The organism is Streptomyces sp. NBC_00775, from assembly GCF_036347135.1.
GTDB classification, from domain to species: domain Bacteria; phylum Actinomycetota; class Actinomycetes; order Streptomycetales; family Streptomycetaceae; genus Streptomyces; species Streptomyces lutosisoli.
Genome location: NZ_CP108938.1, coordinates 1,821,566 through 1,835,499 on the forward strand (window position 1 = coordinate 1,821,566; position 13,934 = coordinate 1,835,499).

The 13,934-nt window shown below is 71.5% G+C and carries 12 protein-coding genes and 1 pseudogene; 7 read left to right on the forward strand and 6 right to left on the reverse strand.

Annotated elements, in window-relative coordinates; all coding sequences use genetic code 11:
• Nucleotides 1-101 precede the first annotated feature (101 nt).
• Nucleotides 102-674 (forward strand): TetR/AcrR family transcriptional regulator, encoded by a 573-nt coding sequence (locus tag OIC96_RS08290; RefSeq protein WP_330308503.1) that lies wholly within the window; start codon nucleotides 102-104, stop codon nucleotides 672-674.
• Nucleotides 675-791: 117 nt separating this feature from the next.
• Here the strand turns inward: OIC96_RS08290 and OIC96_RS08295 are convergent, their stop codons facing one another.
• Nucleotides 792-1,856, reverse strand: a complete 1,065-nt coding sequence (locus OIC96_RS08295; RefSeq protein ID WP_330308502.1) for a PhlD — start codon at nucleotides 1,854-1,856, stop codon at nucleotides 792-794.
• A 576-nt stretch (nucleotides 1,857-2,432) separates the two neighbouring features.
• On the opposite strand from OIC96_RS08295, the pseudogene OIC96_RS08300 reads away from it, so the two are divergent.
• From OIC96_RS08300 to OIC96_RS08315, 4 genes and pseudogenes are all read left to right on the forward strand, one after another.
• Nucleotides 2,433-2,687 (forward strand): annotated as a pseudogene (locus OIC96_RS08300) (WhiB family transcriptional regulator); the annotation flags it as partial.
• A gap of 302 nt (nucleotides 2,688-2,989) precedes the next feature.
• Nucleotides 2,990-3,991, forward strand: a complete 1,002-nt coding sequence (locus OIC96_RS08305) for an alpha/beta fold hydrolase (protein ID WP_330308501.1) — start codon at nucleotides 2,990-2,992, stop codon at nucleotides 3,989-3,991.
• A 14-nt stretch (nucleotides 3,992-4,005) separates the two neighbouring features.
• On the forward strand, nucleotides 4,006-5,220 hold the full coding sequence (gene proB / locus OIC96_RS08310; protein ID WP_330310349.1) for a glutamate 5-kinase: 1,215 nt from the start codon (nucleotides 4,006-4,008) through the stop codon (nucleotides 5,218-5,220).
• A 127-nt stretch (nucleotides 5,221-5,347) separates the two neighbouring features.
• Entirely contained in the window at nucleotides 5,348-5,689 is a 342-nt protein-coding gene (locus OIC96_RS08315) for an FAD-dependent monooxygenase (protein WP_406502165.1), read from the forward strand.
• A 124-nt stretch (nucleotides 5,690-5,813) separates the two neighbouring features.
• On the opposite strand, the gene OIC96_RS08320 is transcribed toward OIC96_RS08315, so the two are convergent.
• From OIC96_RS08320 to ccrA, 5 genes are read right to left on the reverse strand one after another with little or no spacing between them, the layout of a single operon-like run.
• Nucleotides 5,814-5,978, reverse strand: coding sequence for a hypothetical protein (locus OIC96_RS08320; protein ID WP_327433144.1), 165 nt, complete (start codon nucleotides 5,976-5,978; stop codon nucleotides 5,814-5,816).
• Between the two features lie 16 nt (nucleotides 5,979-5,994).
• Entirely contained in the window at nucleotides 5,995-7,467 is a 1,473-nt protein-coding gene (locus OIC96_RS08325) for a glutamate-5-semialdehyde dehydrogenase (RefSeq protein ID WP_330308500.1), read from the reverse strand.
• Complete coding sequence (locus OIC96_RS08330) at nucleotides 7,464-7,628, reverse strand: hypothetical protein (protein ID WP_330308499.1); 165 nt, start codon at nucleotides 7,626-7,628, stop codon at nucleotides 7,464-7,466. The genes OIC96_RS08325 and OIC96_RS08330 overlap by 4 nt, the downstream gene beginning before the upstream one ends.
• Nucleotides 7,629-7,655: 27 nt before the next feature.
• A complete protein-coding gene (locus OIC96_RS08335) occupies nucleotides 7,656-9,359 on the reverse strand; it encodes a 3-hydroxyacyl-CoA dehydrogenase family protein (RefSeq protein WP_330308498.1) in 1,704 nt (567 codons plus the stop codon).
• Nucleotides 9,356-10,735, reverse strand: coding sequence for a crotonyl-CoA carboxylase/reductase (gene ccrA / locus OIC96_RS08340; protein WP_330308497.1), 1,380 nt, complete (start codon nucleotides 10,733-10,735; stop codon nucleotides 9,356-9,358). The genes OIC96_RS08335 and ccrA overlap by 4 nt, the downstream gene beginning before the upstream one ends.
• 242 nt (nucleotides 10,736-10,977) lie before the next feature.
• On the opposite strand from ccrA, the gene OIC96_RS08345 reads away from it, so the two are divergent.
• A complete protein-coding gene (locus OIC96_RS08345) occupies nucleotides 10,978-12,330 on the forward strand; it encodes a cation:proton antiporter (protein WP_330308496.1) in 1,353 nt (450 codons plus the stop codon).
• Nucleotides 12,331-12,481: 151 nt separating this feature from the next.
• Complete coding sequence (locus OIC96_RS08350) at nucleotides 12,482-13,888, forward strand: citrate/2-methylcitrate synthase (RefSeq protein WP_330308495.1); 1,407 nt, start codon at nucleotides 12,482-12,484, stop codon at nucleotides 13,886-13,888.
• Nucleotides 13,889-13,934 lie beyond the last annotated feature (46 nt).

Sequence of the window (13,934 nt, forward strand, 5' to 3'; positions counted from 1 at the left end):
CCCCCACCCGGCGGGCCGCCTCCCCGGCAGCGAAGAAGCCGCGCCCGGTGCGTGCGCGCAGCGGACGCCGGCCCGGGGACAGTGGCACAAGAGATCAGATCATGGAGTCGGCGCTCCACCTCTTCGCCGAACACGGTTACGCCAGGACGACCATCCGCGCGATCGCGGAGGCCGCCCAGGTGGATCCGGCACTGGTGCACCACTTCTTCGACAACAAGGAGGGGGTGTTCGACGCCGCGGTCAACTCGCCGCTCAGCGTCTCCTCCGTCTTCGACGAGTTGCCCCCGGACATGGCGGACGCCGGTACGGCGGAGGCCGCCTGGCTGGCCCGCGCCTATCTGTCGTTCTGGGAGAGCGAGGAAACCCGCTACGGCATGACGGCCATCTACCGGGCCGGTCTCGCCGACAGTGCCACCTCGGAAAGGCTCCGCGCCCGCGTGGAGGAAAGCACCAAGAACTGGGCGGCGAATTCCGGGTACCGGGACCATCCGGACGCCGAGACCCGCGCGGCCCTGGCCTCGGGGCACCTCGTCGGACTCGCCATCATGCGCTATGTGCTCAAGGTCCATCCGCTGGCCGAGATGGACTTCGAGGAGTTCCTCGCCTGGGTCGTACCGGCCCTGGAACTGCGCCTGTCCACCGCACTGGAACCCCGCGGCGCCCAGAAGGACTGACTGCTCGTCCGCGCGGCGTCCGCCGGACGGCCAAGAGCCGGCGGCTCCCTACCGGAGCCGCCGGCTCAACCATCTGCGCGAGCAAGGCCGTTGTGCGGAATCATGTGATGTTCCGCGTCACCCCCACTGACGCCAGACGGCACGCACGGCGATCAGGGACACACCCGGGCCCGCCGCGATCAGCAGGCCGTGATCGCCGTCGACGGGCGATTTGACGAAGGTCCGTTCCAGGACGTCGAGGACGGAGACCGAACCCACGTTGCCCTGCTCCCGCAACGAGTCGCGGGCGAGGTCCACCATCGCGGGGTCGCAGCCCAGCCCCGCGACGATGGCGTCCAGGATTCTGGGGCCTCCGGTGTGCGAGACCACGAACCGCGGCGCGGGATCCGAACCGGGCGGCGCGCTGCGCTCCAGCCACTCCAGCAGACGCGGCATCGCACCTTCGACCGCATGCCGCAGCCTCGGCGAGTTGAAGGCGTGCAGCCCGTCGCAGTCCAGCCGGCTGCCCACGATGTCATGGCTGTTGGGGTGGACGTACTCCCAGGAGTCGATGAGTTCCATATGAGGGCCCTGCGCTTCGGTACGCACCACACAGGCGCCGGCCGCATCGCCGAAAAGCCCCTTCAGGATCATGCCGTCCAGGCCGGAGTCGCCCCGGTGCAGATAGTGGCTGAACACATCGGAACAGACCATGAGGACGGTGGATCCCGGGTGCGCGGTCACCATCTCCATGGCGCGGGCCAGCCCGAACACCCCTCCCGTACAGCCCACTTGACTCACCGGTATGCGACGGACAGAGGGTGGCAGCCCGAGCCTCTCCATCAGCAGCACGTCGAGCCCGGGCATCGTGTGGCCCGTCGCGCTGAGGACGACGAGGCCGTCGATGTCGGACGCGGCGAGACCCGCTTCGAAGAGCGCTCCGTGCGCGGCCTTCTCCGCCAGTTCCAGGCTGTCCATCAGATGGGTGCGCGTCCGCTCCGCGAGTGAGGGGGCGGAGGCGAACTGCTGCTCCAGCGGCCGGGAGTACCACCGCGTATGGACCGTGGTGGCCCTGATGACCCGCCGGACGACGGCCAGACTGGGGTCATCCGGGTACAACTCGGTGATCCGGTCGAGCAGTTCATCGGTGGTCACCTGGAAGCGAGGCAGTGACACGACAGGGGCGCTGACGACGACGGACATACGACCTCCAAGAGCTCTCGGACGGTTGCGAAGTGGGAACGAGCCCGTTGCGAACGGCGCGGCGCCGCCCGGATCATCCAAGTGCGGCAACGACCGCCGGCCCGTTCGACAGCTCTGGCGAAGGAAGTCCGCGCACGCAAAACACCCCCCAGGTGTTGATCGTGCTCCCCCCGTTGGGAGCGCCGTACAGCCGCGGTTGAAGTACGTCGAGCTCGATGGCGCGTGACGATCAAGAGCGTGGGTCCGGGCCTCCGCCGTAAGGGCGCACTGCGAACGGTGGGGTTGTCCGGGCTGGGCCCAGGACACGTCCGTCGGCGCTTCCCAAGGCCCGTACCGGGGCCTTGCGGGTGAAGCCAACGTGACCGTACGCCAGCGGAGTTGGTGCCAGCAAGCCCCTATTTCAACAAGCGTGGAATCCACCGGACAGCCGTCGTACCTTCAACTTTCCACCACATCCAGCGTCTTGGCGCACGCGCGTCGGGTCAGATATCAACAACCATTGAAATCATTGAGCGTTGAGTTTATTCTCGGTCTCTGAGAACCGTCCACGCCCACGTCGAGGAAGGGCCGACCGCCATGCACGCACCGGCGCACCACCGTGCGGACAGCGACCCCTGGGTGGAGCGCGCGGCCTGCCGTGATGCCGACCCCGAGACCTTCTTTCCGCCCGCCGGAGGCACCGACGACGAACGGGAGGCGTCCGCCAAGCGGTTGTGCGCCGGGTGCCCCGTGACCGAGGAGTGCCTGCGTGAGGCACTGCTGAACGAGGAGAGCACCGGGATCTGGGGCGGGCTCAACGTCCGGGAACGCCGGGAACTGCTCCGGGTCGCCGGAACCCTCGGCGCGATCAGCTCCGAGTTGGCGGCGTTCCTGGCGAACGGGTGCCGGCGGATCGATCCGCATCCGCGGCAGCGCCCGGCCTACGTGTGGTTCCTGCGTCGGCGCGGCTGGAGCCCCCAGCGGATCGCCGGCGCCCTGGGACTCACCTTCGGCCAGGTCCAACAGGCCTGGCGCACGGCCGAGTCGGCGTCCGCCTACGTCCGCTCCCCCGAGTCGCATGCCTCCCAGCCCCGTATCCGAAGGCCCCGTGCCCGCAGGGCCGAAGCGCTCGCCACCGACCGTGGCCGGGTCTCATGACCGCCCTCGCCCTCGCCGAACCCCGTCGCCTGGTGCGCTCGGTGACCACCGACGACGGCGCCGAGATCGCCGTGTACGCACAGGGCGATCCCGACGCCCCGGTCACCGTCCTGCTGTGCCACGGGTGGACGATGTCCGCCCACAACTGGCGGCCGCACATCGACGCGCTGACCCGGCCGCGCCAGGGCTTCCCGGCGGTCCGCACGGTCAGCTACGACCAGCGGGGCCACGGCCGTTCCACCCGCGGCGCCGCCGCACTCGACATGGCGCTGCTCGGCCGCGACCTGGCCCGCGTACTCGCCGAGGCGACCCGGGACGACGCCCCCGTGGTCGTGCTCGGTCACTCCATGGGAGGCATGGCCATCCAGCAGCTGGCCGCACGTCAACCCGTCCTGTTCGGGGGCCGGGTCGCGGGTGTGGGGCTGATCTCGACCTGTCTGAACGAGGTGGCCGAGGGACTGACCGTCCCCGTCGACCGGCCCGGCGCGGCCGTACGACGACTCAGCCGGGCCCGGCAGCGGGTCGCCGACGGGCTGATGCGTTCGCCCCGCTCGGCCCGGACCGTGCACCGACTGCTCACCGGGCCACTGTCGCACCCGAACACCGCCCCGCTGTGGCGCGCGGTGTTCGGGCCGGGACCGCACACCGACACGGTCCGCGAGGGCGCCCGCGCCTTCCGGGACATCCCCGCGATGGCCATCGCCGAGTTCTACGCCGCCCTGACCACCCACGACTGCGCGGGCCGCCTCGGTGCGCTGGCCCGCGTGCCCACCCGGATCCTGGTCGGCACCCTGGACTGTGTCACCCCGCCCGCACAGGCCCGAAGGCTGGCCGCCGAGATACCGGGGGCCGCGCTGCAGACGGTGCCGGGGCAGGGCCACGACCTGCCGTACGAACGGCCCGTTCTCGTCGTGGAGACCGTGCACGCGCTGCTGCGCGAGATGCCCCGGAGCCTGCCGTCCGGAGACCTCGCCCTGTCCGGCCCGGCAGCGCGGTGAACCGCCCCGACGGTATGGGGCCGAACGGTGAACTGGCCCTGCGCACCGATGTTCTGACGGCTCGTCGGATCGTCATCAAGGTCGGTTCATCGTCCCTCACCACGGCCGCCGGAGGCCTCGACTCGGACCGGGTGGACGCCCTCGTGGACGTCCTCGCACGGGCGCGGGCGACGGGCACGGAGGTCGTGCTCGTCTCCTCGGGCGCGATCGCCGCGGGGCTCGCGCCGCTGGGCCTGACCGAGCGGCCGCGGGACCTGGCCAGGCAGCAGGCGGCGGCCTGTGTGGGCCAGGGGCTCCTCGTCGCCCGCTACACCGCCTCCTTCGCCCGCTACGGACTGCGGGTCGGCCAGGTCCTGCTGACCGCGGACGACATCAGCCGTCGTACCCACTACCGCAACGCCTATCGCGCCCTCGCCCAGGTCCTCGCCATGGGCGCGGTGCCGGTGGTCAACGAGAACGACACGGTGGCCACCGCGGAGATCAGGTTCGGCGACAACGACCGGCTCGCCGCTCTCGTCGCGCATCTTGTCCGCGCCGACCTGCTGGTCCTGCTCTCGGACGTCGACGGTCTCTACGACGGCGACCCGAGCAGGCCGGGATCGCAGCGGTTGCGGGAGGTCCGCGGCCGGCAGGATCTGGCGGGCGTGGAGATCGGCAGCAGCGGCAGCTCAGGGGTCGGCACCGGAGGCATGGTGACCAAGGTGGAGGCCGCGCGCATCGCGACCGACGCCGGTATTCCCGTCGTGCTCACCGCCGCCCGGCACGCCACCGACGCGCTGGCCGGACGCGAGACCGGCACGTTCTTCCACCGCACCGGGGAGCGGGCCGCCGACCATCTGCTCTGGCTGGAGCACGCCAGCAGCCCGCGCGGCTCGGTCCGGCTCACCGCGCACGCGGTCCGGACCGTCGCCCAGCGCCGCGGGCCACTGCTCGCGGCCGGGGTGACCCGCGTCGACGGGGACTTCGTCGCCGGCGACCCGGTGGAGCTTCAGGACGAGAGCGGCCGCGTGGTGGCCCGCGGGCTCGTCGGCCTCGACGCACGCGAACTGCCGCGGCTCCAGGGGCATTCCACGCGGGAGGTGGTCCACCAGGACGACCTCGTCCCCCTGGCGAGCGCCCCGCCGCCGGTGGACACGGCGCCGGTCGCGCCGGCCCGCGTACGGATCCGGATCCGTACGGCGGAGGAGTACGCCCGCGCGGGCGCCGGGAGCGACTCGCCGGGCCGGTGAGCGGCCCTTCTGGGGCCGGCCCCGACGCGAGCACGCCCACACCGAAGCGCGTGAGCACCGGAGGCAACGAGCCGCGACCGGCGAGCGGACCTCCGGGGCTCATGCCCCGGCTTCCAGCACCCGCTATGTGAGCCGCCGTACGTTCGGATTCGTCGAGGCCCGCTGGCTGTCCCGTTTCTCCAGCCACCAGCGCCATGCGGAGTGCTACCGCACCGACCGCGTCGTCCTGGTCGGCGACGCCGCGCATGTGCACTCCCCGGCCGGCGGCCAGGGCCTCAACACCGGTGTCCAGGACGGCATGAACCTGGGCTGGAAGCCGGCCGCGGCCGGGCACGGGCAGGCACCGGAGTGGCTGCTCGACAGCTGTCACGAGGCGGCCGCCTCGGACCGCGTCGGCGCCCGGACCCTGGCTGAACTGCTGGAGCCCTGGTGCGGCACGCCGAAGGCGACGGCCGCCCCACGGGGGTGACCGCCGCCTTCCACGGCGTCTTTCGTTGTCGCGTCGGCGCCCGCCTCCGGATCGGGAGGCGGGCGCCGACGCGAGAACGAAAGACCGAAAGAACGAGCGGCCTGGCGGCCCGACAACTAGTCGATTAGTCGATGCCCCGGACGATGTGGAACTCGGCCGGGTCGTCGTCGACTCCGGCCAGCCCCGGCCAGGGCCGGGGAGCCGTCGCGGGTTTCCGTTCTCCGCGCGGCTCCTCCGCGTACAGAATCCGGCCGGACGGCTCCGTCGCGGTGATGATGCGTACATACATGACCGGACCTCCTGATCTACGGCAACGGGGCGGCGGCTCCGCCCCGGATGTGCCCGTCGCCCACGAGGACGTACTTCGTGGTGGTCAGCGCGGTCAGCCCCATCGGGCCGCGCGCGTGCAACTTCTGGGTGGAGATGCCGAGTTCGGTGCCCAGCCCGAGTTCCCCGCCGTCGGCGAAGCGGGTGGAGGCGTTGACGGCGACGACCGCGGTGTCGAGGGCCACGACGAACCGGCGCGCGGCGCTCTGCGAGTCGGTGACGATCGCCTCGGTGTGTCCGCTGCCGTACCGGCGGATGTGGTCGATCGCCGATGCCAGTGAGCCGACGACGGCGGCCGCGAGGTCCAGGGAGAGGTACTCCCGTCCCCAGTCCTCCTCGGTGGCGGGCACCACCGCGGGGTGGAAGGACCGCACCCGCTCGTCCCCGTGCACGGTCACTCCGTGGCCGGCCAGCGCGCTCAGGGCCCGGGGCAGGAAGGCGGGCGCGACGCGCTCATGGACGAGCAGCGACTCGGTGGCGTTGCAGACGGACGGGCGCTGCGCCTTGGCGTTGAGCAGGATCGCCAACGCCTTGTCCAGGTCGGCGTGTTCGTCGACGTAGACATGGCAGTTGCCGACGCCCGTCTCGATGACGGGGACCAAGGAGTCGCGCACGGTGGTCTGGATGAGGTCGTGCCCACCGCGCGGGACGAGGACGTCCACCAGGCCGCGCAGGGACATGAGTTCGTGGACGGAGGCGTGGGTCGTGCCCGGGACCAGCTGTACGGCGTCGACCGGTACGGCGGTGTCCGCGAGGGCCTCCCTCATGACGTCGACGAGGGCCGCGTTGGTGTGCCGCGCGGTCGAAGAGCCGCGCAGAAGAGCCGCGTTGCCGCTCTTGAGGCACAGGGCGGCGGCGTCGACGGTGACGTTCGGCCGGCCCTCGTAGATCATGCCGACGACGCCGAGGGGCACCCTGATCCGGCGTACCTCCAGGCCGTTCGGCATGACGGAGCCGCTCGCGACCTCACCGACCGGGTCGGCCTCGGCCGCCAGGGCGCGCGCCGTCCCCGCGAGCGCTTCGAGCTGCCGCTCGGTGACGGTCAGGCGGTCCAGCACGGTCGTGGACCGCCCGGCCTCCCGGGCCGCCGCCACATCCTGCCGGTTCGCCGCGAGGATCCGCCCCGAACTGGCCGTCAGCCGACGGGCGATGGCCGTCAGCGCGGCGTCCCGCTCGGCACCGGTGGTGGTGGACAGCCGGGTCGCCGCGGCACGGGCGGCCAGGGCCGCGTCGCGCACGGTGGCGGTGGTCGAGAGGGCTTCGGAGGCGGCTGTCGTGGTGGGCGGGGTGGTCAGCGTGGGTTCAGGGGCGGCCGTCCCCACGGACCCGGAGGATGCCGTGACGGCCGTCCCCATGGACGCGGAGGGTTCCGTGACGGCCGTCCGCACGGACCTTGCGGCTTGCGCGGCCACCGTCCCCCCGGACTCGGCGGCTTCGGTCGGGGCCGTCACCGTTCGGCTCCGTCGTGCGGTGCGGAGTCGGTGCTGTCCCCCGCGTCCCCGGGCGCCGGTCCCCCGAGGGCCCAGACCAGATCGGCGCAGCCGGTCAGTTCCGCCAGCATGGCCCAGCCGAGCGCGTCGGCGGCGGCGGTTCGGTCGGCGTTGGTGTTCATCGTGTGCTTCCTCCTTGAGTCGGACGGTCAGCCGTAGACCCGGAACCCGGCGCCGGACTTGCGGCCCGCCCGGCCGGCGGCCACCAGGTGCCCCAGCAGGGGTGCGGGGACGCTACGGGGATGACGGTCCGCGTCGTGCAGCACGCGCTGGATGCTCAGCGAGATGTCGAGGCCGATGATGTCGAGCAGCTCGAACGGGCCGAGCGGATAGCCGCAGCCCAGCTTCATCACGTCGTCTATCTCGTCGGGGGTGGCGTAGTGACTCTCCGTCAGCCGGACGGCGCCGTTGAGGTAGGGGAAGAGCAGCGCGTTGACGATGAAGCCCGGGCGGTCCATGCACCGCACCGGGTGCTTGCCGAGCCGGTGGCACAACTCCCGTGCGACATTGATGTGTTGGGGCGCGGTTTCCAGTGAGGGGATGACCTCGACGAGCCGCATGAGCGGGGCCGGGTTGAAGAAGTGCAGCCCGATCACGTCCTCGGGGCGTCCGGAGGCCAGACCGCATTCGATCACCGGCAGGCTGGAGGTGGTGGTGGCCAGCAGCGCGCCCGGCCGGCAGAGCTCGCCGAGCGTGCGGAAGAGCTCCTTCTTCACGTCCAGGTCTTCCGCGATGGCCTCGATCACCAGGTCGCAGTCGGCCAGTTGGGCGAGAACGCCGCTCGGGGTGAGCCGCTCCAGGGCGGCCTCGCGCTCCGCCTCGGCCAGCTTGCCGCGTCGTACGGCACGGGCTGTCGACGTGGCGACCGCCTCCCAGGCGGCTTTGGCGCGTTCGTCGGTGCGGCCGACCAGCACGGTGGCGACGCCGCCCTTGGCGAAGACCTCCGCGATGCCGGTGGCCATGGTGCCGGTGCCGACGATGCCGACCGTGCGGATCGGCGCTTCGGCGGGCGACGGCCGCTCGGGGGCGGGCGGGGCGCCCGCGGGTTCCCGGTAGTCGTAGAAGCCGCGTCCGGACTTGCGGCCGAGGAGTCCGGCGAGGGCCATGTGCCGTAGTCGGCGGGCGGGTTGGAGCGTCGGCTCGGACCAGCGCGCGGCGAGGACGTCGAGGATGTCGCAGGCGGTGTCGGTGCCGATGAGGTCGAGGAGTTCGAGGGGTCCCAGGGGCAGTCCGCAGCCGTGGCGCATCGCGGCGTCAATGTCGTCGCGCCCGGCGAGCCGCTGGTCGTACATCGTGACGGCCTGGTTGAGGAAGCCGAAGAGGAGCGAGGTGGAGATCAGTCCCGCCCGGTCGCCGACGGTCACCCGGCTCAGCCCGATGCCGTCCGCGAGGTCCCGCACCTGGGTGAGGGCGGACTCGTCGGTCATGACCGTACGGCCGATCTCCGCGAGGCCCGCCGTCGGCAGAGCCAGATGGAGGCCGACGAGCCGGCCCGGACGTCCGGAGGCGGCGGCGAGGTCGGTGAGCGAGAGGGCCGCGGCGCTGCTGGCCAGGACGGTCTCGGGCGGGCAGGCCCGGTCGAGGGCGCGCAGCACCGCGACCTTGGTGTCGCGGCGTTCGGGCACTGCCTCCAACACCGTTGCGGCGGAGGCGAGTTCCTCCCAGTGGTCCACGAGCCGGATGCGTCCGCGGGCCTCGGGCGTCTCGTCGAGAAGCTGCCGCAGCCGCTCCCCCGCCCCCTTGTCGGAATCGAGTACGAGGACGGTGTGCCCGGCTGTCGCGGCCCTGCGAGCGAGCGCTCCGCCGATGGTCCCGAGGCCGACGACGCCTACCGTGCCGTGCCGCGCGCTCATGCCGCGACCTCGCTCAGTACGGGCGCCACGGCCTGGGGCGGCGGGGTGCGGAAGCGGTTGATGGCGCTCTCGTGGAGCGCGCGGAACTCGGGGGCCGTGATGCCCAGTCCCTCGGCGGGCGCGAGACAGCGCACTCCGACCTTGCCGTGGTGTTCGTTGCGGTGGATGGACTGGACCGCCTGGGGCACGTCGTCGAGGGCGTACGTCCGCGACAGTGTCGGGTGGATGCGGCCCTTGGCGACAAGGCGGTTGGCCTCCCATGCCTCGCGGTAGTTGGCGCAGTGCGAGCCGACGATCCGCTTGAGGCTCATCCAGAGGTAGCGGTTGTCGTACTCGTGGGTGTAGCCGGCGGTGGAGGCGCAGGTCACGATGGTGCCGCCCTTGCGGGTGACGTACACGGACGCGCCGAAGGTCTCCCGGCCCGGGTGCTCGAAGACGATGTCGACGTCCTCGCCGCCGGTCAACTCCCGGATGCGGGCGCCCAGTCGGCGCCACTCCTTGGGGTCCTGGGTGTGCGGGTCCCGCCAGAAGCGGTAGCCCTCCTCCTTGCGGTCGATGATCAGCTCGGCGCCCAACTCGCGGGCCAGGGCGGCCTTTTCGGGTGAGGAGACCACGCAGATCGGGTTCGCTCCACCGGCGAGCGCGAGCTGGGTGGCGTACGAGCCGAGTCCGCCGACGGCACCCCAGACGAGGACATTGTCGCCCTGCTTCATGCCCGCGCCGTTCTGCGTGACGAGCTGGCGGTACGCGGTGGAGTTGACCAGTCCGGGCGAGGCGGCCTCCTCCCAGCTGAGGTGTGCGGCCTTCGGCAGCAGCTGGGTCGCCTTGACCAGGGCGAGTTCGGCGAGTCCGCCGTAGTTGGTCTCGTACCCCCAGATGCGCTGGTCGGGGTCGAGCATCGGGTCGCCGTGGCCCTCGGCGTGTTCCAGCTCGACGGAGACGCAGTGCGCGACCACCCGGTCACCGACGCCCCAACGCCGCACACCAGGCCCGCATTTGAGGACCACGCCGGCCAGGTCGGAGCCGATGACGTGGTACGGCTGATCGTGCCGGGCGGCGAGGCCGCCGAGGCGTGCGTAGCGCTCCAGGAGGGCGAAGGTGGGCACCGGCGCGAACAGGGCGCTCCAGACGGTGTTGTAGTTCACGGCGCTCGCCATGACCGCCACCAGCACTTCGCCGGGGCCCGGGGTGGGGGTCGGCACGTCCTGAAGGTGGATGGAGTCGGCGGGGCGCCGGTCGCGCAGCTCGACTCCTTCGAACATCCCCGCCTCCTCCTTGTGGAGGACGGCCGCCCGGAAGGACTCGGGGACTCCCAGGGCCGCCACATCGGCCGGCACCGAGTCCGGGGACTCGATCACCTCCACCAGTTCGCGCATGGTCAGGCACCACCTTCCGCGGTTCACGCTCGACAAGAAAACTCAACCATCAATGAACTCAACATACGTTGAACTCAACAAGGAGGGAGTTTCGCACGAAGGCGTGACCTCGACAAGCCCCGACAGACCCCGACGCCCCTTGTGCGCGCACCACGGCGCATGCAAAACTCATCATCAGTTGAGTTCAACAGTCAGTGAATTAAGTTCAATATCTGACCAGTTTCGATGCCGGAGGAGATGCCGTGACGCATCCGCACACCGCCGAAGCACTGCAGGCCACCGCCATAGCCGGCATCGCCGGCATTCTGATCGCGGGTACGGTTCTCGCCCGTCTCGCGCGACGCGTGCGCCAGCCCGCCGTCATCGGTGAGATCACCGCGGGCATCCTGCTGGGCCCCAGCCTGCTGGGACTGCTCCCCGGGAACCCGACGCAGCGTCTGTTTCCGGACGAGGTACGCCCGTTACTCTCGATGGTCGCCCAACTCGGGCTGCTGCTCTTCATGTTCACTGTGGGCTGGGAGCTCGACTGGACGACCATGAAGCGCCGCAAGAGCTCGGTCGCCGGAGTGACCGCGGGCAGCATCCTCGCCCCGATGGTCCTCGGCTTCGGGGTCGCCGCGCTGATCTACCACAGCCACTCGCACGTCAACGGCGACAAGGTGCCGTTCAGTTCGTTCGCCCTGTACCTGGGTGTCAGTATGTCGATCACCGCGTTCCCGGTGCTCGCCCGCATCCTCAAGGACAACAACCTCGGCCGTACGAAGATCGGCGCGCTCGCGCTGACCAGCGCGGCCTTCGGCGACGTACTGGCCTGGTGCCTGCTCGCCGGGGTGGTCGCGATCGTGACCGCGTCCGGCCCCTCCGGCTTCACCGACACCCTCTGGATGTCCGCCGGTTACGGCGCCGCGATGATCGTCGTGGTCCGTCCGCTGCTGGCCCGCGGGGTCGCCTGGATATCCAAGCGCGGCACGGGCGCCTATCTGGCGACGCTGGTCACGGCGGGCCTGCTGCTCTCCGCGTACACCACGTCGAGGATCGGCATCCACCCCATCTTCGGCGCCTTCGCCTTCGGCCTGGTGATGCCCCGCAAGCCGGAGGCCCTGCTGGAGGAGAAGATGCTGCGCCCGCTCCAGCACGCCGGTGAACTGATGCTGCCCGTCTACTTCATCGTCACCGGGCTCTCGGTCGACGTCGCCGCCATGTCGCTCACCGCCTGGGGCGAGCTGGGCCTGATCCTCTCCGCCGCCGTCCTCGGCAAACTGCTCGGCGCCGGTCTGCCGGCCAAGTCCTTCGGCCTCGGCTGGCGGGAGTCGACGGGCGTCGGCGTCCTGATGAACACCCGGGGCCTGACCGAGCTGATCATCCTCGGTGTCGGGCTCAGCCTGGGGGTGCTCGACCACACCCTCTTCACCGAGATGGTCCTCATGGCGCTGATCACCACGGCCATGACCGGCCCGCTCCTCCCGTTCCTTTTCCCTCGCTCCCGGATGGATCTGATCGCCACACCCGCTACGCCCGCAACGCCGGCCCCGGCCTCCTCGGTGGTCCGGATGCCTGAGCCGGCCGGCGAGCAGGCCTCGGACCTGGCCGGATAGCCGGGTCCGGCAGCACGCGCGGCCTGCCTCGGGGCCGGCCCGGCTCCGCGCGGGGCTCCGGCCGCGCACCCGGTCCGCGCCGCGACACCTCACCCCCCTCGTCGCTCGGCACCCACAGGAGAAGCGACGCTCAGACAAGGAGAAGGCCCAGGTGCACCCCGTCATCAGCACTCTTTCCCGCGTCTTCGACATGCCGTCGGAGTTCATCGGCGACGAGATGCAGCTTCGCGCCGTGGCCAGCTGGGACAACCTCACCGCCGTGGAACTCCAGGTCCATCTGGAGCACGAGTTGGGCACCACCCTCGACGACCATCTCATCGAACACATCGACTCGGTGGGGCAGTTGCGCGCCTTCTACGACGAACGGCTCGCCGAACTCTCCCCGATCAAGGTCCCCCCGGATGCCTCGTCCATCGCCCCCGCGCTGCCGGGCCCGGTACCGGCGGGCAGCGAGCAGGAACTGACCGACATCTCCCAGGTGGTCGTCGGCGAGACGGGGATCTCCGAGGTGGACCCGGTCCGCGGCCGGCTGGCCTACCGGGGTTATCCCATCGAGGAGTTGATCGGCCGGGTGACCTTCGAGGAGGTCGTCCATCTGCTGATCCGCGGCTGGCTGCCGGACACCGAGGAGCTCAGCGCCTTCAGGGCCCGGCTCGCCGCGGCCCGTGAACTGCCGCCCATGGTCGCGACGAACCTCGTGCTCAACGCCAACTCCAGTACGTCGTCCGTGCTGCGCACCGCGGTCCCCGCACTCGGCGTCGCCGCGGAGGCGAACGCCGACCCGGCGGCCCACATCGACCTGCGGGAACGCCTGATCGCGCGGATCCCGACGATCTTCGCCACCCAGCAGGCGGCCCGCGCCGGACGGCGGCTGCCGAGCCCCGCGCCCGAGCTGTCGCACGCCGAGAACATCCTCTACATGCTGGGCCTGCCCCGCGATCCGGAGCGGGTGCGGCTGGTCGACCTCTGCCTGGTCCTCCAGGCCGAACACGGCTGCAACGCCTCGGCGTTCGCGGCCCGGGTCGCGGCCGGCACCGGCGCCGACACCTTCGCCACCATCACCGTCGCGCTCGCCACCTTCACCGGGCCGCTGCACGGCGGCGCCGCCCACCAGGTGATCGACGTGGCCCGGGAGGACGGAGACCCGGGCACCACCGCCGCCTATCTGCGCGGGCGGGCCGACCAGGCCTCCGCCACCCGCGCCAGGCCTGGCTCGCACGCCGAGGAGGACCCCCGGGTCAGGCCGCTGCGCGAAGCGGCCCGCCGGTTCAACGCGGGCCCCGGCAGCGATCGCATCCTCCAGGTGCTGGATGCCGTACGGGCCGCCGCCCACCCGTCGAAGGGGCCCCGCCCCTATCTGACCGTGGACTGCTACGCCGCCGCGATCTACCACCTGCTCGGCATGCCCTCCGACCTGTTCGTCCCGATGTTCGCGGCGGCCCGGGTCCCCGGCTGGCTCGCCCACGTCGAGGAGCAGCGGGCCCAGCAGGGGCGCATCCACCCCAGGCTGCGCTACGTCGGCCCGCGCAACCTGCGTCACTTCTCCGAGTCCGACTGACCAGCGATCCGATGAGGGAGGGCGCCCCCTTCCCCCGTACCCCAGG